Annotated in this window: 19 protein-coding genes and 1 pseudogene; 8 read left to right on the top strand and 12 right to left on the bottom strand. The window is 40.1% G+C overall.

The annotated features are described in order from the left end of the window. Positions 1–81: 81 nt before the first annotated feature. The 3 genes from BV372_RS29660 to BV372_RS29650 form a co-directional block, all read right to left on the bottom strand. Positions 82–714, bottom strand: coding sequence for a restriction endonuclease subunit R (locus BV372_RS29660; RefSeq protein ID WP_086690301.1), 633 nt, complete (start codon positions 712–714; stop codon positions 82–84). A 185-nt stretch (positions 715–899) separates the two neighbouring features. Further along, entirely contained in the window at positions 900–1,679 is a 780-nt protein-coding gene (map, locus tag BV372_RS29655) for a type I methionyl aminopeptidase (protein WP_086690299.1), read from the bottom strand. A 17-nt stretch (positions 1,680–1,696) separates the two neighbouring features. Continuing rightward, positions 1,697–2,701, bottom strand: a complete 1,005-nt coding sequence (locus BV372_RS29650; RefSeq protein WP_086690297.1) for a Gfo/Idh/MocA family protein — start codon at positions 2,699–2,701, stop codon at positions 1,697–1,699. A 579-nt stretch (positions 2,702–3,280) separates the two neighbouring features. Here BV372_RS29650 and BV372_RS29645 point away from each other — a divergent pair. Then, positions 3,281–3,580 carry a ferredoxin gene (locus tag BV372_RS29645; protein WP_086690296.1) on the top strand — a complete coding sequence of 100 codons (300 nt, stop codon included), beginning with the start codon at positions 3,281–3,283 and terminating at the stop codon, positions 3,578–3,580. A 313-nt stretch (positions 3,581–3,893) separates the two neighbouring features. Here the strand turns inward: BV372_RS29645 and BV372_RS29640 are convergent, their stop codons facing one another. Continuing rightward, on the bottom strand, positions 3,894–5,561 hold the full coding sequence (locus tag BV372_RS29640; RefSeq protein ID WP_086690303.1) for a SpoIID/LytB domain-containing protein: 1,668 nt from the start codon (positions 5,559–5,561) through the stop codon (positions 3,894–3,896). A gap of 109 nt (positions 5,562–5,670) precedes the next feature. On the opposite strand from BV372_RS29640, the gene BV372_RS29635 reads away from it, so the two are divergent. From BV372_RS29635 to grpE, 3 genes are all read left to right on the top strand, one after another. Further along, the gene (locus BV372_RS29635; protein ID WP_086690294.1) at positions 5,671–5,934 is read left to right on the top strand and encodes a ParB N-terminal domain-containing protein; all 264 of its coding nucleotides are present in this window, start codon (positions 5,671–5,673) and stop codon (positions 5,932–5,934) included. 76 nt (positions 5,935–6,010) lie between these two features. Next, positions 6,011–6,502 carry a Dps family protein gene (locus tag BV372_RS29630; protein WP_086690292.1) on the top strand — a complete coding sequence of 164 codons (492 nt, stop codon included), beginning with the start codon at positions 6,011–6,013 and terminating at the stop codon, positions 6,500–6,502. Positions 6,503–6,676: 174 nt separating this feature from the next. Next, positions 6,677–7,369, top strand: a complete 693-nt coding sequence (gene grpE, locus BV372_RS29625; protein ID WP_086690290.1) for a nucleotide exchange factor GrpE — start codon at positions 6,677–6,679, stop codon at positions 7,367–7,369. A 283-nt stretch (positions 7,370–7,652) separates the two neighbouring features. On the opposite strand, the gene BV372_RS38005 is transcribed toward grpE, so the two are convergent. Next, on the bottom strand, positions 7,653–7,784 hold the full coding sequence (locus tag BV372_RS38005; protein WP_256973536.1) for a hypothetical protein: 132 nt from the start codon (positions 7,782–7,784) through the stop codon (positions 7,653–7,655). 394 nt (positions 7,785–8,178) lie between these two features. On the opposite strand from BV372_RS38005, the gene BV372_RS29615 reads away from it, so the two are divergent. Further along, positions 8,179–8,508, top strand: coding sequence for an STAS domain-containing protein (locus tag BV372_RS29615; protein ID WP_086690286.1), 330 nt, complete (start codon positions 8,179–8,181; stop codon positions 8,506–8,508). On the opposite strand, the gene BV372_RS29610 is transcribed toward BV372_RS29615, so the two are convergent. The 3 genes from BV372_RS29610 to BV372_RS29600 all read right to left on the bottom strand — a co-directional run bounded on the left by BV372_RS29610 (position 8,509) and on the right by BV372_RS29600 (position 11,466). Beyond that, the gene (locus tag BV372_RS29610) at positions 8,509–9,645 is read right to left on the bottom strand and encodes a PP2C family protein-serine/threonine phosphatase (protein WP_086690284.1); all 1,137 of its coding nucleotides are present in this window, start codon (positions 9,643–9,645) and stop codon (positions 8,509–8,511) included. Between the two features lie 152 nt (positions 9,646–9,797). After that, entirely contained in the window at positions 9,798–10,565 is a 768-nt protein-coding gene (locus tag BV372_RS29605; protein WP_086690282.1) for a DUF1350 family protein, read from the bottom strand. A gap of 181 nt (positions 10,566–10,746) precedes the next feature. Further along, entirely contained in the window at positions 10,747–11,466 is a 720-nt protein-coding gene (locus BV372_RS29600) for a hypothetical protein (RefSeq protein WP_256973535.1), read from the bottom strand. 1,553 nt (positions 11,467–13,019) lie between these two features. Between BV372_RS29600 and BV372_RS29595 the strand changes: the two genes are divergently transcribed. Continuing rightward, a complete protein-coding gene (locus BV372_RS29595) occupies positions 13,020–14,393 on the top strand; it encodes a serine/threonine-protein kinase (RefSeq protein WP_086690278.1) in 1,374 nt (457 codons plus the stop codon). Positions 14,394–14,413: 20 nt separating this feature from the next. Here BV372_RS29595 and BV372_RS29590 read toward each other — a convergent pair whose 3' ends face one another. Next, the gene (locus BV372_RS29590) at positions 14,414–15,325 is read right to left on the bottom strand and encodes a DUF3365 domain-containing protein (RefSeq protein ID WP_086690276.1); all 912 of its coding nucleotides are present in this window, start codon (positions 15,323–15,325) and stop codon (positions 14,414–14,416) included. A 197-nt stretch (positions 15,326–15,522) separates the two neighbouring features. On the opposite strand from BV372_RS29590, the gene BV372_RS29585 reads away from it, so the two are divergent. Continuing rightward, complete coding sequence (locus tag BV372_RS29585) at positions 15,523–16,383, top strand: phosphate/phosphite/phosphonate ABC transporter substrate-binding protein (protein WP_086690274.1); 861 nt, start codon at positions 15,523–15,525, stop codon at positions 16,381–16,383. Between the two features lie 112 nt (positions 16,384–16,495). On the opposite strand, the gene BV372_RS29580 is transcribed toward BV372_RS29585, so the two are convergent. Together BV372_RS29580 and BV372_RS29575 are read right to left on the bottom strand one after the other, a co-directional pair. Then, complete coding sequence (locus BV372_RS29580) at positions 16,496–17,038, bottom strand: RNA 2'-phosphotransferase (protein ID WP_086690272.1); 543 nt, start codon at positions 17,036–17,038, stop codon at positions 16,496–16,498. A 75-nt stretch (positions 17,039–17,113) separates the two neighbouring features. Then, a pseudogene (locus BV372_RS29575) lies at positions 17,114–18,441 on the bottom strand (amino acid permease). A gap of 210 nt (positions 18,442–18,651) precedes the next feature. Here BV372_RS29575 and BV372_RS29570 point away from each other — a divergent pair. Then, complete coding sequence (locus BV372_RS29570; RefSeq protein WP_086690270.1) at positions 18,652–19,203, top strand: Uma2 family endonuclease; 552 nt, start codon at positions 18,652–18,654, stop codon at positions 19,201–19,203. A gap of 166 nt (positions 19,204–19,369) precedes the next feature. Here BV372_RS29570 and BV372_RS29565 read toward each other — a convergent pair whose 3' ends face one another. Continuing rightward, positions 19,370–20,341 (bottom strand): threo-3-hydroxy-L-aspartate ammonia-lyase, encoded by a 972-nt coding sequence (locus BV372_RS29565; protein WP_086690268.1) that lies wholly within the window; start codon positions 20,339–20,341, stop codon positions 19,370–19,372. Between the last annotated feature and the right edge of the window lie 173 nt (positions 20,342–20,514).

Below are 20,514 nucleotides of genomic sequence, written 5' to 3'. Positions count from 1 at the left end.
TAATAACCAGCTTTAGAACCTGTTTAGTTCGTTTGTTCTAACAAAGTTGACATGCTCCCCTTATATGCGATCGCTATATATTCAATTGCTCGTTGTCAATTGACTAATATGTTTCAAAATTCTGAGGACATGATATAACTCATTGCCACGGTTACGGACATCAAAAATATCGGAAGTGGCATAGCGAGGAGGATTACCTTTGAGCAGTTTAATAAACATAAAGCTGCCGCCAGAAGTAATCATGCCAAATACTACATCTTGTGATTGGGGAGCAGCGAGCATATACGCCAAAATTTGGTCAAGTCCTGCCTCTACAGAATAAGCAACCTGTTTTGACTCAATGACTGTTACCCAAAATTTTTGATTCAGTAATAAGAAATCAATTCGTCCTTTGATGATGGTTTGTTTATCTTGTGTTTCAATTTCGATAGATTGTTCTACTTTGATGTGAAAAGGCGGTAAATAAAACTTACCAATAAATAGCAATGGTGATAAAACAATCGTGTTAACTGTATTTTCTAATAACGGTGGATAGTTTCGTAAATTGATGTAACCAGCCTTGATTTGATCTAATAGCTGCTTTTCAATATTTGTCAGTTCTGGTAAGTCCTCTTGCCACTCTCGAAAGAATTCTTCCGTATCAACTAACTCTAATCCATAAAGCAATATCAATTGCTCAAGTGTGATCTTTTCCGCAGCAAGAGTGTAAACCATAATTTAAGTTCCCTTGAATCTTAATCACCTTCAGCTTCTGAGTTCTCCGGTATCTTTTTGGCGGAGTGATCGCTGACGATATTCCTATACCAAAATCTTATTTTCTCTTTGCCTACTATGATTAAATATAAGTTTTTGAGAATTCATTGTGGCTTAAAACCCTTACTATTTCGATGTTTCCAGACTTAAGGAGAAAAGTCACCTTCAGCTTGGGTGAGGATCTCCACGCCATCTTCAGTTACAGCTAAGGTATGCTCACATTGGGCCGAAAGTTTGCGATCGCGGGTTAAAGCAGTCCAACCATCACTAAGAACTTCTACTTCCCAAGTACCTTCGTTAATCATTGGCTCAATCGTAAATACCATTCCTGGTCTGAGACGCTTACCTTTACCGCGCGTACCGTAGTGAGGAATATCTGGTGCAGTATGGAAAACGTTGCTGATGCCATGTCCCACAAAGTCTCGCACTACAGAAAAGCCCTGTGCTTCAGCATACTCTTGAATTGCAGCGCCAATATCTCCAATGCGTGCCCCTGGTTTGACCTCAGCAATGCCTCTACGCCGGCACTCTTCTGTTACCTCCACTAGCTTTTTCGCTTTTGGCGAAGGGTTACCCACGAAAAATGTCTTGGATGTATCGCCGTGGTAGCCATCAACAATCAGGGTCACATCAATATTGATGATGTCACCATCCTTGAGGATTTGCTTGGCATTAGGAATACCATGACAAATTACCTCATTTACACTAGTGCAAATCGATTTCGGAAAACCCTTGTAGCCGAGAGGTGCGCTTTTTGCTCCATGTGCTTGAGTCCAACGTTCGGCTTCATCATTGAGTTGCAGAGTATTTACCCCTGGCTTTACCATTGGTTCTAAATGCTGTAAAAGTTGGGCTGCTAAACGTCCCGCCTTACGCATCTTGTCTAATTCTCGTTGGGATAAAATAACGATTGTGTCGGTTTTCATAGACTTTTATTTATCTGTTAAATATCTTTCATAAATATAGTTAAGCCTGTTTCGGCGGCTCTTCTGGCAGCTTCAGCAACCTTCAAAGTGTATAAACTTGCTTCTGGGGTGACATACAAGGGACTGCCATCAAAAATACGATCTAACACCATAGTAGTGTCTTTGGCAAATAAACCCCGACGAGTACCAACTTCTATCGGTGTTGTTTCCTCAGCTTGCATGAAAAACCCTTGGTCACCATCAAAAATCAATCCACCTTTTTCACCATGAACTTCAAACTTGCGTTCCTGCTGCCAAAGGCTTTCGCCTTTGCCATAGATCACTTGTGCTAACAATCCACTAGTAAAGCACAGTTGAGTAATGCAAAAACAGGTTTGAAAATAATCAGGTTCTATTTGCCAAAATCGCTGATGGCAGTTAACTGTAAAGACTTCACCAAACAAATCAGTAAGACGATGTAATCGCGAAAGCGCACCCATCAAAGGAAATCCGAACAACTCATTGTTATAACTCCACTTACGGGGTGCAGGATGCTGGGGCGAAACTGTGCTGTAGCGGACATAAAAAACATCACCAACTTTCTCTATGTGTTGCTTCAAAGCTTGATGCAAGCCGCCTAAGAGTTCAATGTGTTCGACGTGTAATAGTTTATTTTGGGCTTTAGCTAAAGCGATGATTTCCTCTGCTTCTACCACATCTAAAGCCAGGGGATATTCGACAATCACGTGTTTACCATGTGTAAGCGCAGCACGAGCGATCGCACCATGATCTCGATTAATAGTGGAGATAATCACTAGATCAATATCTTCTCGCTCTACTAGCTGTTGCCAAGAACTTATCGCCTCAGCTTGGTAATCGTTGGCAAAGGCCTGCGCTTTTAAAAGCGTATGTCCCGCGATCGCTACTAACTGCGATCGCTCATCGTGCAGCAATGCTTCAGTCCGAAACTTTGCCGCATACCCAGTACCAACCAACCCCACCCGCACTTTTGCTGTTTCTAAAGTTGCCTCGGAATTATACATGACAGTTTCTAGTTCTGTTTGTAGGTTTTCTGTGTGGGCAAAGCCAATTGCTTACACTGTACAGCGCTCTGCTAAAGCTGTAGATGCCACAAGCGACACTTACTACCCTACACTTTGGGTACTCCCAAGGAGTACTAGAATAATTCCGCCTAGAACGCCATTACGTGCAGAGATTCTTAACTATAGCGGGCGCGGAAATAAACATACCATACCCTGGGGTTCGGCGTACTTCAAAAACGAACTGCCAAAGTAATTGCTACACATCTACACAACAGCATAAAAATTTGAAATCACAGTGTTTCATTCACTTATTCATCTTTTATGCAATTTTGTATAACTTTTTCAAATATTAGCCTGAAGAAGCTGCTAAAAGCATAAGGAAAACTTATTGGTATTAAATAACTAAATTTCATTACTAATCGCGGCCGATTTCCAGTTACATCCTTTAGTTTTTCTCGTAGTATCAGAATTGAAGCAAATTTGAAACAGCGGCTAATCTCATAAGAGTAGCCGTGGTCTTTGCCTACCTTTGCTTTAGGATATCTTATACTGCCGTTCGCAAAAGAGAGGATTACTGAGATGGCAACTTACAAAGTAACACTAATCAACGAGGCTGAAGGGCTAAATCAAACCATTGACGTTGAAGATGATACTTATATTCTAGACGCTGCTGAAGAAGCAGGTCTTGACTTGCCCTACTCCTGCCGCGCTGGTGCTTGTTCTACCTGTGCAGGTAAACTCGTATCGGGTTCCGTTGACCAATCTGACCAGTCTTTCTTAGACGACGATCAAATCGAAGCTGGATATGTGCTGACTTGCGTTGCCTATCCCACCGCTGATGTGACCATCGAAACTCACAAAGAAGAAGAACTCTACTAAGAATTAGGCACCTCAATCATAAAATCTCTTGCAAGAGTTACTGATGGTGTAAAAAGCAAAGCAGCACAGTGAAGGAAGATTTTTCCTTTCCTGTGTATTCTTTAAAAGCTAATTTGGCAAAAAGTCTAATTTGACTTGAAAACAGGAACACTGTCAATTGTGTGTTCCTGCTTTATTAGTGTATTTATGTGGTAGCGCTAGTACCACTACTGATTTTCTCAACTTAATTTCTTTTAATTCCCCACTTCTGTCTTCAAAAAATATTGAGTCAAGGGTTATTGAGCATTAATTATTTCTCCCTTGTCCCTTTTCGCTAAGGCTGAATTTCGTTACTAAGAATTTTTATTTGAGTCCCAGGATAGTAGAATTGCAGAATTTTTGGACTTGACCAACCTAGCTTCGCTAAATTTTGCGCACCCGTTTGACTCAAGCCCACTCCATGTCCGAATCCCCCTCCAACAAAGGCGTATCCCCACAGGCTTGATTTTCCTTTGTTGAGGGGTTGGATGTAAAATAGCGTGCTGATGGGAGCGGCAAAGGCGCTACGAACTTCATCTTTGTGTAAAGTAAAGACACCAATATCTGTTTTCACAGCTAGTTCGAGAATGCGTCCACTATCAGACCGCTTGAGTACAGACATAGCTTGAATGGTTTTAAATTTGCTGTAAGGGCTTTTCTTCACCTGCAAAAATTTTTGCAAGCCCTTAGTAATATCTTGTATGCTGGTTTCTTTCCGCCAACGGAAGAGATTCCAGTCGCTTTCATTAAAACCTTTTTGTAGGCCGATAAACTTCTGAAAGTTATTTTCATCGGCTAAATTTTGTCTAGACAAGTCCCAGATATTAATAGAAGCATCAACTACTGGCTTGAGATAGGGGCGATCCTCACCATTCCAGATATCGCTAAAAGAAGCAGTCACACCGCCATTGGTTGAGGAATAAAGCGCATCTACTAACTGGTTTTGATAAGTTAATACCATGCCTTTGGTTGCCGCGATCGCCCGATCTGTATTAGGAGCAACGCCATTTAGCCCATAATAAACTTGGCAGTGAGTATCAGCACATAACTGGTAGTTATCTACCGCAAACCTACGTACATTTCGTAAAACATAGGTGCGGGCGAGAATAGCCTGAGCTTCTACGGAAGCCGTTGGTGCATTTGTGCCAATTTCGTAAGGTACAACCCCTCGCAAGTAAGTTTCTAATGGCACTTCATTAACTAAGGTATACGTACCATAAGCATTGGGCTGTAAGTTCATCTGACCCGCGTAAAGACGAGCATTCTCTGGTTTTTCGGTTTTATTTACCCGAATTAAGTTTTTCTCAGTGCTGATTTTGATATTATTCCGACTGTAACGTTTACCATTGATTACCCAACTGACTCGCGGCAATTTTTGCGAAATTTTTGTATCCAGGTATGCGGGATTCTGGCCAGAAGCTTGCAAGCCCTGTAATAGTAATCTCCGCAGTAGAGGAGTGTTGTAAACATCTCGTTTTGCCCAAACTTGCCAGCGTTCTGGTTGGGCTATTTCTACCTCTATTCCCTGAGAACGCCACTTTTGGGCATTATCCTCGGCAGTTTCAAAGGTACGGTAAGTACCTAAAACTAACACCTCATCAACTGCTGGCTGGGGTAAAGCCTGCATGGCTATTTCCAGCTTCAGGGGGTTCTGAGTGACTAGGGTTTGCTCTTTATTACCTGTCTTAAATCTCAGCTTTAAGCGATCGCCTTTGCTTGGTTCCAATTGCAGCTTGGCTGTGGGTTTTTCCCCAAATCTTTGTACAATCCCAATTTTTAATACCACATCCTTAGTTTTGCTCTCAGGGCCTGATGCAGCAGTTAGCCCTAATAGACAGAATGCCGTCAGTAAAGCCCGGGAAAAATTCCAGTCCGACATTTTTCGAGAAACTTGATTCTGCCCCTGGGCGCGGCGTTGGGGCGGATTCTCCAATTGCTTTGTAGCGTAGTGGTTTTGTCGCATGAGTGCTCCAATGATACCATTAGCAGTTTTGCCCCAATAGTTGCAAAATAAAGTCATAACGACTATGATTTATATATGGTCAAAAAAGGGAATTAGTTAGAAAACCCTTATGGTTAAAATCCAAGAAATTCCACTCAATCAGATTAAGCGGCCGTTGCCCCGGACAAACGATCCGAATAAAGTACAGGCTTTAATGAAATCGATTGCGGAGATCGGGCAGCAAGAACCGATTGATGTCCTAGAAGTAGAAGGACTGTATTATGGCTTTTCTGGTTGCCATCGGTATGAAGCATGTCAACGTCTAGGTAAAGAAACAATCTTAGCTAGAGTCCGCAAAGCTCCTCGTAGCGTTCTCAAGATGCACTTAGCATGAGTTAATGTCAATAGTTAATGTAAAAAGCAATCACCGAAAACAGACAACTAAATAAATAACTGATTAGGAGAAAATTATGCCATCTAAACCAGAAAGTCTACCGTTGAATATCGGTATTGATGACGCCAGTAGAGCTAAAATTGCTGAGGGATTATCTCGGTTGTTAGCTGATACCTATACGTTGTATCTCAAAACTCATAATTTCCATTGGAATGTGACTGGGCCAATGTTCCAAACTTTGCACTTGATGTTCGAGACCCAGTATACAGAACTAGCTCTAGCGGTTGATTTAATCGCTGAACGGATTAGAGCACTTGGTTATCCAGCACCAGGAACCTACAGCGAATACGCCAAACTGAGTTCAATTTCTGAAACTCCTGGAGTTCCTAAAGCTACGGAAATGATTCGCCTACTAGTGGAAGGGCAAGAGTCCGTAGCCCGAACTGCGCGGTCTGTCTTTCCTGTGGTAGACGAGGTAAACGACGAACCCACAGCCGATTTGTTAACTCAACGGATGCAGGTACACGAAAAGACAGCTTGGATGTTGAGAAGTTTGCTGGAAGAATAAAGGTAGTAGGTACTGGGGAATAGGGAGATAGGGAGGTAAGGAGGAGCACAGGGGACAAGGGGACAAGAGGGAAATAACTAATAAGTCTTGACCCTTGACTGTTGACCTTTGACTCTTGACTTCATACTTCAGCCTTCTTTTGACCATTGACAAATGACAAATGACAAATGACAAATGCCAAATAATGATTTCACCCACTTGTTGCAAGACTTAATGCGACAAGTGGGTATTTCGAGTTTTAGAGCGCTGAGTCGTGCTACTGGCGTCTCAGAGCGTCAAATTTTGCGACTCCGGCAGGGGAAAATAGAGCAGATGAGAGTTGATATACTACTCAAGCTGTCGCAAGTGTTACAGATAAAATTGGATGAATTAGTAGCAACTTTTTTAGGCATGAGTTCTGAAGGAGAGATAAAAAAGGCAAAGCTAGAAAAAGAGCAGCACTCAGCCCTTAAAATTAATGAGCAAGAATTATTACAAGAAGTTGCGAATTTAAAAACCGAATATGAGCGATCGCAGCTAGCACTAGAACAGCAGCGAGAGGTATTACAACAAGAGTTCCAGCAGACGAGTTTGCAACTTTTAGAGTCGTTGTTATTGCAATGGCCAACAGCAGCGCAGAAAGCCCAGGAAAATCCGCAGCTACCAGCCATTAAAATATTGCCGTTGGTGCAAAAGCCTTTAGAAAAACTATTACACGGGTGGGGAGTAGAAGCGATCGCACCTGTGGGAGCAGAACTAGCCTACGATCCCCAATGGCACCAATTAATGGAAGGGAATTCACAACCAGGCGACATAGTCAAGGTGCGTTACATTGGCTATCGCCAAGGAGAAAAGCTATTGTATCGAGCTAAAGTGAGTCCGATTTGAGCAGGCGGAAACGGGGTAAGATTTAATGTAGAAAAATCTCCAACTCTAAGTTCTCTATATCAAGCTACCTGCTGTTTGAGAATGGGTAAGAGTGAGACAAGATCTAGAAATTTCTATCAAAGGTGTTAAAAGAACCCTAAAATTTGGGAACTCTATTAACATGAAAGGCTATCTTCCTCAAAGACTTTCTAATCTAAAAACCCTATAAACAGGAATTTGGGCATGGACAGGACTGACGCAAAACCTCTGCTAAAGTGTTATTTCTACCCTTGGGACAGTTCCCTTAGCCTGCGGCAAGTTGCTCAAATATCCCTTTACCCTTCATAGAAAATACACCAGCCGAACTCAGGCAAATTTCAGGTATACCAACAAGCAAAAGACATAGAACTCGCTTCTCTATGACTTCAGCAGACATAAAAACTGCTGTAAGCCATTTAGCAAACATAGTCAACTTAACTACAGCAGATTTCATCTAGATAGGATACACAACTTTAGGTACTAGGAAGCAAGACTTTTCTTCTAGTAAAGTATATTGCACGTACCTAAGAAGTGCTATATGTTATTCCATACCGGATTTCCAGAGCCAATGATGAAGAGTTATTGTGCCCAGATAAGTTATTTATTAGTTAATAATTGGTAGTTATGGATTCAGATTTTAGTGAGCTACATCATTCATAATCTATAACTCATCAGTCAGGGCTAGGAGTTGATAACTTGACCTGACTCTGGGATTTCTCAAATGAATAACGATTGATATATAATACGCCAATATTCAGAAACATCATTTTTGACAAAATTTAAGGAATTTCATGTCACAAACAGAAGTACAAGTTATTAAACTCAGTGGAATTATCAACTCCGATACTTCCCATGAATTACGTCAAAGACTCACTGAAATAATAGGAAAAGAACCAAAAATCGTTTTAGTTGATTTTCAAGATGTGTCGTTTATGGATAGTTCTGGGCTAGGAGCTTTAGTGTTAGCTTTCAAAGCCTTGAGAGCGGCAAATAGCAAGCTTGTACTTTGCTCAATTAATGAGCAAGTAAGGATATTATTTGAATTGACTAGTATGGATAAAGTGTTTGAAATATTTTCTAGTCAAGATGATTTTTACCAAACAGTACTCTCTAAGGCTTAATTAATCAAATTTAATTTCAAGAATGGATACATCATCGTCAAAAGCTTCTTGAGAATTCAAAGCCATTAGGTAGTTTAAGATTTGGTCAAGACGGAAATCAATTTTATTCTGTAAACTTAAAAGTAGCTGGATAAAAGCATCCAAGCTCCAAATTATGCCGTCTGATTTAGTGATTTCGTAAGCGCCGTCACTAAAAATATAAAGAGTACTGCATTTTTTAATATTACAAAACCCATCAATATATTTTGCCTCGGGAAACATCCCAACTGGCATACCCGGGGTTCTCAACATTTCAAGTTCAGTATTCTTCAAATTTTCACTAGATAATAAGATTGCTGGTGGATGTCCGGCACTAGCATAAATTAACTGGCGCTTAACTCTGTTATATACTCCATACCAGATAGTAAAGTATTTATCATTTTGATAATTAATCTGAAAAGTATCATTCAAAGCTTTCAAGACATCGCTTGGTTGATAGTAATTGAGGCTACCAAGAGCACGCGATCGCAGTAAATTTAACACTGAAATTGAAGGCAGAGTTGCTTTAAGTCCGTGTCCGGCGGTATCTAGTAAGTAAATTGCCAAACAATCGGCATCAAGCCAGTAGTAATCAAAACAATCGCCGCCGAGTTGTCGCGAAGGCAGAAATCGGTAATTAATGCTCAAGGGTTCGGTGATAGGAAGAGGTAGAAGCGATCGCACATATTCTGCGGCTTCTGCCAATTCCGCTTCTAGAAGCTGCTTTTGGGTTTGCAAATCCCGACTTAAAATATGTAAACGCAATCCTGCTCTTACCCGTGCTTGCAATTCGTTTTGTTCGATAGGTTTAGAGATAAAATCATCTGCACCAGCATCCAAACCCTTGACGCGATCGGCAACTGAATCTAAAGAAGTTAATAAAATAAAGAAAATAGTAGATAATTTAGGATCTGTTTTAATTAGATGACATACTTCTAAACCATTCAAGCCTGGCATGATCCAATCACAAATAATTAGTGCTGGATGACAAGCTAGTACCTGGGTAATTCCTTCCTCACCGTTAGTAGCAGTGAATACCTCATAACCCTGTTTTTGTAACATCCTTTTCAGGAGTAATAATATTGAAAAATCGTCATCAATTACTAGAATTTTAAACATAGGGAACGGCACAGAACACTGGTTAGTAATTGCTATAAATCAGCAATAAAAATATGGTAAGGAGTAGTAATGGGTTAGTAGGATTGCATCAGCAAGCTTACTAACCCATTTCCTGTCTACAGACTTCATTCCTTTTTGATAACCATAAAATATTATGGTGGCGAAAGAGGATTCAGCCACAAGAGCATGGCAGTTTTAAGTTGGTTTAAGTCACGGTATGCCTCTTGCTTAAACCATTGCCCGAAAGCATCAAAAGGAGTAAAAGATGCTCCAGTTTGCCATTTAATGTCTTGCCCTAAAGGTGTAGTATGGCTTCCAGGCAAGGTCTGTAGCGTCACCATCTCCGGAAAGCGTTGTTGTAAGATTTGGCTTAAAGCCCTAGATTGGTCAAGGGTATCATTGCTAAATCTTATCAATAAGTTGCGACGGACATTGTAGCGTTCTTGCACCAGCTTGTTAGTTTCTAGTGGGGTAGGGGTAAACTCTATTGCTATAGCAGAATTTAACTGTTCTACTAAAGGAATAGCATCTCTAGCAGCATAGTTGTTAAAAGATATCAGAATATTACCTGCACGCTCTACGTCAAAGACGCTACCAATTAGTAAGTGGAGTTTGCAACCCATGCTGTGTCCAATACCGTAGACAGGAAGATAGAGCTTGCGTAATGCCAAAGAGTCGTGTAAACGCTCTAGAGTGCGCTCAAAGTTTAGTAGTACAGATTTAGCGATCGCGATATGATCCAGCGTATTAACAAAAGGGGTAGCAATCACAACATACCCTTTACTTGCCAGTTGTTCTAGTACCCAACGGTAAGTTAGATGGGGTGCAGTAGCTACGAATGCACCTCCTAGGAAATGAATGATACCGATGGGATTTTGGGGAATAAGTACCCAGTTGCCTCGAATTTCTTTCCAGTCCATGCCGATAGGCGATCGCTTAATTAACACATCTTTATGTTAGACCGAGGATCGCAGTGGTGGAGTATTTTATGCAAAAGCTTTCTTAGGAACCAATAGGCAATAGGTAGTAGATAAGGCTGATTAATGATCCTCCTTGTCTGCCTTTTCCCTGGTTCATAGGGACTTGCTTGATGTATTAGTTTTAAGATTGACTCTGCAACCTTTTCATTTCGTGCTGCACATCTAAGGCAATTTGCAATGTTTCATTGAGTATACGTCCATGCTCGGTAGCCTGTTCGGTAACTTGCATTGCTGTTAAAGTGGCTAAATTACTGGTGAAAAATTCGCTATTACTGATAATAAAATTTTTATTTTCCCTCAAAATTTTTTCTGTTTTTAAAGCACGTATTAAATCATTTCTAGTAAGTTTAAGTGCTTCAATAACTCTTTGCCTTTCACGAATACTTACATCAGAGTTACCTGCATCTTCTATTTGATCGTTAATATCTATAGCTTTGATAATGGCATTATACCTATCAACATCGTTTATGAGAATCCGCAAAGAATTCGTCATATTTGCTTTGAGGATCTTACTGCGTTTTTTCCAAAGGAAATATAAACCTATTTGTATAACTCCCCCAGCCCATAAGCCTAAAACTATCAACACCAGCCAGGAAGGAACTGTTAACCATAGATCAAATAGCTTGAGAATGAAATCAAATATGAGATAAGAGGCAACCAAGATAGAAAAACTGATAAAAACTACGGTAGCGCCTTCAGTTCCTTTAATTTTTTCTAGAACTTGTTTTACAAATCGCCTCAGAGGACTAATAATATTTACGAGTTCATCTTTAACAGGCAGATTAGTCAGGTTTTGTAGATCTTTTGGACTAATCTCCAAGCCTTGTAAATCATCCCGCACAGTTTTCCCCACCTTACCAAAATAGTTATTTAGTACAATATAGCAATCTAATTTCTGGAATGCTAATTCAAAAAGCGTTTTGTTGAAAATTTATAAGCTAACTATTTGTGTCAAGCAAAACATTGATTTATGTAAGTTAAGATACTCTTTTTATTAATAGTTACTCATAGCCTAACAAGAGGATGAATCTATCTTATAAAATCGGCTATCAATACAAAAAACAGTCAAAAAATATTATTTAAGCAAACTGTTGTTTGTGAATGCCATAAATAATAGGGAAATGTCTAAGCAATTAATAATAGTGAGATCTTTCGTTATCTATTCTTTAAAATTGATATTATCCTCCAATATTCCTAAATATATGGCTCTAGAAGATGACATTTAGCTTGATGTAATAAATTAAGCTTAACTAGTTGTAGCCAATGAGAGCGCCTCATGTAGTTAATCCTTCAACTTACCAGCACCAGCAGCCGTCTTGAGTCATTTCTAATTAAAGGTATCCCTTGTAAAAGTAACCCATAGCTATAGAGGGCTATTCTTTACCATTGTAGCCAGCCAACTGCCTAGGAGCAATGCTTACTCTTAACTACACTTCGTTATTAATATCACTGTTACAAATTATTCCTCCTACACTCTGACTTATACCTGCTGATAAAACCAAAAAGTCCTAGAAAATAAATTTGTTATAAACTAAAGTGTTGACGGTATTAAAAAATAGTACGTACATAAATTGGTATCTCAGTTAAGGAGGCATATACTTTTATAACTTAGCTCATAACTATAATTGTTGAGTCAATATAGCAACGACTGCATATTTTTCTAAAAAGAACTGAAGCAATTGGGAAATGCTAGCGATCTTCTAGCCTATTTAAATGTTAATAGGAATATTTATTTTAGTTACTAAATCGATAGCTTATGGATTTAACCATATAAAATAAGAGGCGTGAAATTGGCAGTTTGTTTCCCAATGCCAAGTCAACTTTAAGCACTACAATTGATGACTTTCGGAAAATAGGCGATGGCTCCGCCAAAGCCTTCTGGTGCGTCCGCTACGCGTAGCTTGCTTCTCCGTAGGAGTACGGCTAACGCACTCTAAAATTATTGAGGTTAAGATGATTGAGATTGACGTTGCATCTGGCAGTTTGTTTTTATCTGTACTCATGGTATGGATGCGCGTCATGAGTGAAATTAAAAAAACACTAGTACTGTGGCCGAGTAAGTCAAAAGTAGTATTGCTTTGTAAAACCACTGCGTTAGTAAAGTTTCCTGTCCTAAACTAACTGGTAATCAAAAGACCTTTATTCTGGGCTTTAATACTGTTTTGTAGATGCAAAGGGTGAGACAGGACTGCGAAAAGAAGTCACAAGGAAGATTACTCAATCCAAGTGATGAGATCTTGATTTACGCCACGCTGTTGTACTAGCAAGACAACTAACTAAATAGTAACCAAAACCAGACATCAAATTCATTTATTTGGGGCTGGTTACTCAATAGGATCTACCAATGCTAGTACATATGTAAAGATTAAGGTGAGGACTTAGACGAGTAATACTATGTTAGGAAGTTTACTAGACGGGCGTTATCAAGTCCTCCAAGTCCTCGGAGGAGGAGGATTTGGTCAAACATACATTGCCCAAGACACTCACCGACCAGGTTCCCCCAGGTGTGTTGTCAAGCATCTTAAACCCTTCACTCAAAATCCTGAATTCCTCTCAACCGCCAGACGGTTATTTACTAGCGAAGCAGAAACACTAGAAAAATTGGGTAACCATGACCAAATTCCTCGGCTTTTAGCTTACTTTGAAGAAAACCAAGAGTTCTTCTTGGTGCAAGAGTTCATTCAAGGATATTCTCTGAAGGCAGAATTGTTACCAGGTAGACGTTGGACAGAAGAACAAGTTGTTCAATTACTGCAACAAGTCTTGGGTATCTTGGAATTTGTTCACAGCCACAAAGTTATCCATCGAGATATCAAGCCAGACAATATTATTAGAAGACAACATGACTGCAAGTTAGTATTGATTGACTTTGGAGCAGTCAAGCAAATCCAAACTCAACTAAGAACAGCTATTTCAGGGCACATAGAAACTACCATTGCCATTGGTACGCCTGGATATATGGCTACAGAACAGGGACAAGGTAAACCCCGTCCTAACAGTGATATTTATTCTTTAGGCATTATTGGTATCCAAGCATTAACAGGCTTGCATCCTAGACAACTTCAGGAAGATCCCAATACAGGAGAAATTTTTTGGCAACATGAAGCTAATATCAGTCCTTGTTTAGCATCTGTACTGTCTAAGATGGTGCTCTACCATTTTAAAGAACGCTATCAGTCTGCCACAGAGGTATTAGAAGCCTTACAAAGTATTGATATTGATACTGAAATAGACAATCAATTTACTCAGCCTCCATTATCTGTTATTCAGTTGCCCCAAGCTACATTACCCCAACAAAATACTACTGGCCAGTCAACAGCTTCTATCCTTAGTCCAGAACAGTACAAGCACTTAGAAAAGACGCTTTTGGAACTAGTAGGGCCTTTAGCACCGACTTTATTAAGGAAAATAGCAGCATCAGCAAATAATTACCAAGATGTAATAGATAATTTGACACAGCATCTTGCAGGAAACCAAAGAACTGAGTTTCAGGAGAAGTCGAGGTTAATTCTCCGGGAAACTACTAGTCAACCTGAATCGCAGCCAAATATTTCACCAAGTACAGAAACTCCAGTCATTAGTGATAGCTTTGTACGTCGATGTGAGCAAGAATTAGTTGATTTAATTGGTCCAATTGGTACATTTCTAGTTCAAAAAGCAATAAAATCTTTTCCACAAATTTCTCATTCAGAACTTGTCAAGCTGTTGTCATCACAAATTCCCGATCCTCAAAAAGCCTTGCAATTTCAGCAACGCCTACTTTCTTAGAGTGGCAAGTGATTTAATTTTTACTGCCCTTGCTGATTCAACATATCCATAGCTATTCTTAAACTATACTTCATGCGATTAAAGGCTGCTGCCAAGCCACCAATCTCATCTTTATTATCGTCATGAAAGTTAGCTTCCATGTCTCCTGTACTAACTTGTTGAGCTATTTTTTCTATTCTCTTAATGCGCTCAATTACAGTTTTCTTGATTAAGAAGTTAATTAAAATAACTACAACTGCAAAGATAGCAATTAATAGCCCCATAATCAAAATCCAAGTCTTTTGCGCACTATTAAACACCTCTTCTGAAGGAACAGAGATAATTTGAGCGGCAACAATCTCATTGAGTTTCCAGCCGAAACCATTATTAGAGCCATAAGTTGTTAACTGACTTTTAGGAGCTTGCTCTGGGGTAGAATGACAGCGCAGACATTTCTCTTGTTTAATAGCCAAGGGACGAGCAATATAAAATACTTTTCCTTCAGGAACATCCCGAAAATCAGCAATTTCTTGAATCTTGGAATTATTCCGGAATCGCTCCACAATTTGAGTTTCAAAACTATCAGCTTTATCCCTTAAGTTGGTAGGGTTCAGTGTGGCTTCTTTATAAAGAAAGTTTTTATACTCATCATTCTTGCGCAAATTTTCAAACACTTCTGTCGCTGAGAATGCTGGTACTGTTTCTGGGAGAAATACTGGTTCGCTTTCCAACTGAGGTGCTAGCCGGGGATTTACATTATCTTGTGTATATTTCCGCACTGCATTCATAGTTTTAATTAGAATTAGTGCTTTGTCAGCTACTTCATTTTGCGCTCTCTGTTGGAGTACACTTGATAAGGCTGTGCCACTGACTACAATGCTAATAATGAAAACTATGATCAGAAGCAAGTTAAACTTAGTACCAATTTTAAAGTCTTTTAACTTTTTAAGCATAATTTTTATCTCTAGACAAAACTTTACAGATGATTGAGAAAACTTAACCTGGCTAATCTTATTTATAGCTTTACTTATAGCTGGTTTATAGCAGAGACTTCAAAAGTAAACAAATATTAATTTACTAGTTCAATATTAATCGTCTTTACCATATTTAAGCATAAGATCCAGATAATTTTGGATAAATAAAATTACTAATGTCTTGGAAATTATCTCGTCGTTTTTTTCTGTTACAAATGCTGTTTTGGGTGGGGAATGGATGCCAACCAAAGCCTCAGTTTGAGGGTGACTTAACTATCGGTACTATTAGCTATGGTGGCGGAGAAGACATAATTACCCAATACGCGAAATTCAATCGTTACTTAGCTGAAAAAACCAAATCGCACATTAGACTAGAGCCTGCTTTTAATGAAAATAAAGCAATTGAGCGACTGGAAGCTCGGGCTTGGTCTTTGGTATTTGCACCACCAGGTTTAGCAGCAATTGCGATCACTCGCTATCAATACGTTCCACTTTTTCCTTTAGTGGGTGTGAGTAATTTGCGCTCAATTTTTGTAGTTCGTAAAGATAGCCCAATCTTGGAATTGAAACAGTTACAAGGTCAAACAGTTGCTTTAGGTCAACCAGGTTCAGCAACAGGATATTATTTCCCACTCTTCAATCTTTATGGTCTGACACTAGCTGAAATCATTTCTGCACCTACACCGAAAACAGTCATGGAATGGGTAGCTGTAGGTAAAGCCACTGCTGGTGCTATCTCGATCGCCGAATTTAATCTCTACAGTTCCCAGTTACAACAGACCCAGTTTCGCATACTTTATACAGACCCACACTATGTACCACCAGGCGTAGTTTTGATTGGGGCGAATATCGAACGGAACCGTCAAGAGTACATCCGCAAAGTTATGAGAGAGTTTCCTTCAGGTTTAGCCCAAGAAGTAGGGTACATAACCAATGGGAATATACCGGATTATCAATATATGATTTCTGTTGTTGAGCGAGTGAAATTGATTGTTCCTCAACTTCAAACCAAACCTGTACGGCTGTTTGTGACTTGATTTACAAGTACTGATCATGAACTTTTTTATTATTTGGTAAGAGTCAAAAGTCAAAAGTCAAGAAAATTTCTTAATTTTGAATTGATTTATAGGCTAGTTCTCCAAACAACAATCAAATCTTTTGCAGATATTCAGGGGGTACAGCATCGACTAACCAAACTCCATTATCCGAACAATAGAACTGGTAACCTGCTTGATGCATCGCCGCAGCATTCACAGCTAAAACTACGGGTTTTCCATGCCTTGCGCCGACAGTTTGGGCTGTGGCAATATCCAGTGATAAATGAACATGGTGCCGCGACATTTTAGCAAGTCCTGTTTGCATAATAGACTCAACAGACTTTTGTCCTGTACCGTGATAAAGCATCTGTGGAGGAATAACTGGTTGCAACTGCAAATCGACTTTTACGCTATGTCCTTGATTAGCACGAATGAGAGTGCCTGTGGAGTCGAAGGAAAAGCGTTGTTTATCACTAGTAGCGACTACTTCCTGTAATTCCTCCAGAGTGATGGGAAATTGGTTATTGGCACAGGCGGCGAGAAGTTCTTGAACATTCACCCAGCCACCAGGAGATAGTTTAATACCAATGCGATCGGGTTGATGGCGGAGATGTTTGCTCAGGTATTTGCTGATTTTAATTAAGCGATTATCCATATCTTTCACTGCGCTTCGCGTGTCAGTTGTCATTTGTTACCATCCTGGGTTTAATTACAAATTACGAATTACGAATTACGAATTAGTAATTATTGTTGACCAAATCTGTTTTCCGATGATGGCTAATGCAAGGCAAATTATCACAATGAGTGTTGCTTTACCACCTGGGACTAATGGTTGATGAATTTTATCGGCGTGTTCCTGTCCTTGTCGTTGTTTCCAAGTCATCAACGCTGGAATGATGCCTCCTAGAACTGAGATACTGAACGTTCCAGCATAATCTAGGGCAGTAAAGAAGATGTTGGGATTTACTACGCCGAAACTCATAGGAGGTAAAAGAATTATCGAATAAAGCGGTAGGCGACTAGAAAATTTTACTTGGGTAACTAAGAAAATCTCTTGGAAGAAATCTAGCAATCCATAGACAAATCCTATGAATGATGTCGCGATCGCAAACTCTGAAAAAATTGAGACTAGCACTCCTAACCATTCTCCCGCGCCACCCGATCGCAGAATTTGCAGAGGGTCAAATATAGTTTTACCGTCAGCAGTATTCTGAATTATCTCCGGACTGACACTTCCCAAAATCACGGCATTCCACGCCAGAAACATGATCAGGGGAATTACAGAACCAATAAAAATGGACTGGCGAATTTTGCGGGTATCACCTTCTAGCTGAGTTACAACTACTGGCACAACGTTATGGTAAAACAGCGCTACAGACATCACCGATAAGGCACTGCTGACAGCACTCCAATCTTGAAATAAAAATTGTGTAGTCTGAACCTGCCCTCCTGCCAGTAACAATAGTCCGACAAATGACGCTAAGACAATTGCGACAAAAACACTATTGAGTTTTTCGATAAACTTGTCTCGCCCAAAATACATAATGCCGCCAAATAAGAGAGTGAAAACTGTTGTACCCATCCATGCAGGTATCGCGTTTTGCACGCCTAATAAATTGGCGATCGCAGATCCTAAAATTTCTCCTCCTTGGGCAGTGTATGCTACCAGCAGGGCATAGTGTAAGAACAGGTAAGTACCGCCAGCAATTCGCGCACCCACAAACCCAAGGGTGTTCTCAATCATGGCCAACATCCCCACACTCGGACGCCCTGCCAATCGCATAGTGTTCAAAGTTGCTTCTGCAATCAATAAACCTGAAACTAAAGCGTATAACCAGACAACAATTAGCAAGACTGTAGATGGGACAACGCCAGATGGCAAAGTTACCGCAGGTAACGCCAGAATTCCTGACCAACCGTCGTACCTGCAACCAGTACTGTGCTTCCTAAAACACTGCCAGGTTGATGAGTTAGCTGCTTGCCATCAAATTCCAGGTTGGAAAACAATCGCGTGATTTGTTCTTGATTAGATTCGATCGCAGTTTGCATAGGAGTCATGCTAAAATATGCGCCCAAATGAAAAACATAATGTTAAATTATGTAACCAATATTAGCAAAACCCTCTATGTACAGGAATTGCGATCGCAATTCCTGTACAAGCTGATGTTACACAAAACCCCGCACAATTTAACCGCAAACTTCCCCCAAAGACTAAAATCAAACTAAACCTCTTGCCTCGGCGTAGAACAAAGGTTTAAATCAAGTCTTATGACAGTAACTACCTATAAGTGGACAATTGAACGCTATCACCGGGCAGTAGAAGCAGGCATCTTTGATGACCAGTCCATTGAACTATTACGCGGCGACCTCATCGTTATGCCCCCAGAACGAGAACCTCATGCCTACTACAATACTGAAGCAGCCGATTATCTTCGCATACTGCTTGGTGAACGGGCAAAAATCCGCGATGCCAAACCCATAACCCTACCCAACGACTCTGAACCCGCCCCAGATATCGCAATTGTCAAACCTTTAGGGGAAATCTACCTAAAGCACCATCCCTATCCTGAAGATATCTTCTTTGTGATCGAATTCTCCAAGTCCACCCTGAGCAAAGACTTAGGTGAAAAAAAAGATATCTACGCAGAAGCAGGTATTGCTGAATATTGGGTTGTTAACCTTAAGTTTTTGCAGTTGCAAGTATTTAAGGACTTAAAAAATGGGCAATATACAACTGAATTGATACTAACCACAGGTACTATTGCCCCCGTAGCCTTTCCTGATGTAACCGTCCAAGTTCAGCGCATCATAGGTTTCTGAAAAAAATACCAGGAACAAGCACAAAGAAAGCTTTTGTATAAAATAGACTTCTTGTATAAGTCGATGTTTTGAAAATCAAACCACAGATGAACACCGATAAACACCGATACTTATCTGTGGTTTTTTATTTTGATTCGGATTTTTGCAAGAAGTCTAAATATAAACTTCATCCTAGAGAAAATAATTTACTAACTTGTGCTAGATCTACATTTCCACCACTAATAATCACACCAATCCTCGCTACTGGTGCTATCACCACATTGTCTAATAAAGCTGCGGCGGCTATTACTCCTGTAGGTTCAACAACAATTTTTAGGCGTTCCCATAAGAAAAACATGGTGCGTAGAATTGCTGACTCTGATACTGTCACCATATCATCAACATAATGCAGTACTAAAGGGAAGGTAATTTTCCCCAGGCTGGGAGTACGAGCGCCATCGGCAATCGTATTAGGATTGTGGACAGTTTGTAGAGTTTTGCTGTGAAAAGAACGGGTAGCATCGTCGGCTAGTTCTGGTTCAACGCCAATCACCCGACAGTTTGGTAAAAGGGCTTTAGTTGCGATCGCACAACCAGAAATTAATCCGCCACCACCACAAGGAACTAACAAAAAGTCGAGTTCGCCAACTTCTTCGATGAGTTCTAAAGCGGCTGTACCTTGTCCCGCTACTACATGGGGATGATCGTAAGGCGGAATCAGTGTCAGGCTGCGATCGCTTGCTAAAGTTTGGGCTAGTTGTTCTCGGTTTGTCGTCTGTCGGTTATATAGAATTATCTCAGCGCCATAACCGCGAGTAGCCGTTTGCTTGACTGCGGGCGCATCATCAGGCATGACAATAGTTGTAGAGATATTTAGTAATTGTCCAGCTAGCGCGATCGCTTGGGCATGATTCCCCGATGAATAAGTGAGAACGCCTTTTTGTTTTTGCGCTTCAGGTAGCTGTGCCAATGCATTGTAAGCGCCTCTAAACTTGAACGCCCCTGTGCGTTGAAAATTTTCGCATTTAAAAAACACCTGGCTATGAGTCAGTTCATTAACTGTTCTAGAAGTTAGCACAGGTGTATGGTGAGCAATACCCAAAAGTCGTTTTTGGGCTGCTTTTACATCTATTATATTGACAGATTTATTGTCTAGCATTGATGACAGTATTTAAGATTCTGCTGCTTATTTTTAACCAAAAAACTATTCATACCAACACCCACTAACTGGTAGGCATTCTTTGCCTAAAATACACAATTTAGTTAAAAATAATGGTTCTTCAGTACCTAGTATGCTAAATTTACGTGAGAAAATCTCAAAAAGCTTGGTAT

The sequence above is a fragment of the Nostoc sp. T09 genome (assembly GCF_002154695.1).
Lineage (GTDB): Bacteria > Cyanobacteriota > Cyanobacteriia > Cyanobacteriales > Nostocaceae > Aulosira.
This window is presented reverse-complemented; position numbering and strand designations above follow the sequence as displayed.

Coding starts and splice junctions, on each gene's coding strand:
- BV372_RS29570 (WP_086690270.1), top strand. CDS start 18,652: ATGACAGTAACTACCTATAAGTGGACAATTGAACGCTATCACCGGGCA.
- BV372_RS29630 (WP_086690292.1), top strand. CDS start 6,011: ATGCCATCTAAACCAGAAAGTCTACCGTTGAATATCGGTATTGATGAC.
- BV372_RS29650 (WP_086690297.1), bottom strand. CDS start 2,701: ATGTATAATTCCGAGGCAACTTTAGAAACAGCAAAAGTGCGGGTGGGG.
- BV372_RS38005 (WP_256973536.1), bottom strand. CDS start 7,784: ATGTCTGCTGAAGTCATAGAGAAGCGAGTTCTATGTCTTTTGCTTGTT.
- BV372_RS29640 (WP_086690303.1), bottom strand. CDS start 5,561: ATGCGACAAAACCACTACGCTACAAAGCAATTGGAGAATCCGCCCCAA.
- BV372_RS29585 (WP_086690274.1), top strand. CDS start 15,523: ATGTCTTGGAAATTATCTCGTCGTTTTTTTCTGTTACAAATGCTGTTT.
- BV372_RS29590 (WP_086690276.1), bottom strand. CDS start 15,325: ATGCTTAAAAAGTTAAAAGACTTTAAAATTGGTACTAAGTTTAACTTG.
- BV372_RS29635 (WP_086690294.1), top strand. CDS start 5,671: ATGGTTAAAATCCAAGAAATTCCACTCAATCAGATTAAGCGGCCGTTG.
- BV372_RS29660 (WP_086690301.1), bottom strand. CDS start 714: ATGGTTTACACTCTTGCTGCGGAAAAGATCACACTTGAGCAATTGATA.
- BV372_RS29580 (WP_086690272.1), bottom strand. CDS start 17,038: ATGGATAATCGCTTAATTAAAATCAGCAAATACCTGAGCAAACATCTC.
- BV372_RS29615 (WP_086690286.1), top strand. CDS start 8,179: ATGTCACAAACAGAAGTACAAGTTATTAAACTCAGTGGAATTATCAAC.
- BV372_RS29565 (WP_086690268.1), bottom strand. CDS start 20,341: ATGCTAGACAATAAATCTGTCAATATAATAGATGTAAAAGCAGCCCAA.
- map (WP_086690299.1), bottom strand. CDS start 1,679: ATGAAAACCGACACAATCGTTATTTTATCCCAACGAGAATTAGACAAG.
- BV372_RS29645 (WP_086690296.1), top strand. CDS start 3,281: ATGGCAACTTACAAAGTAACACTAATCAACGAGGCTGAAGGGCTAAAT.
- grpE (WP_086690290.1), top strand. CDS start 6,677: ATGCCAAATAATGATTTCACCCACTTGTTGCAAGACTTAATGCGACAA.
- BV372_RS29610 (WP_086690284.1), bottom strand. CDS start 9,645: ATGTTTAAAATTCTAGTAATTGATGACGATTTTTCAATATTATTACTC.
- BV372_RS29595 (WP_086690278.1), top strand. CDS start 13,020: ATGTTAGGAAGTTTACTAGACGGGCGTTATCAAGTCCTCCAAGTCCTC.
- BV372_RS29605 (WP_086690282.1), bottom strand. CDS start 10,565: ATGGACTGGAAAGAAATTCGAGGCAACTGGGTACTTATTCCCCAAAAT.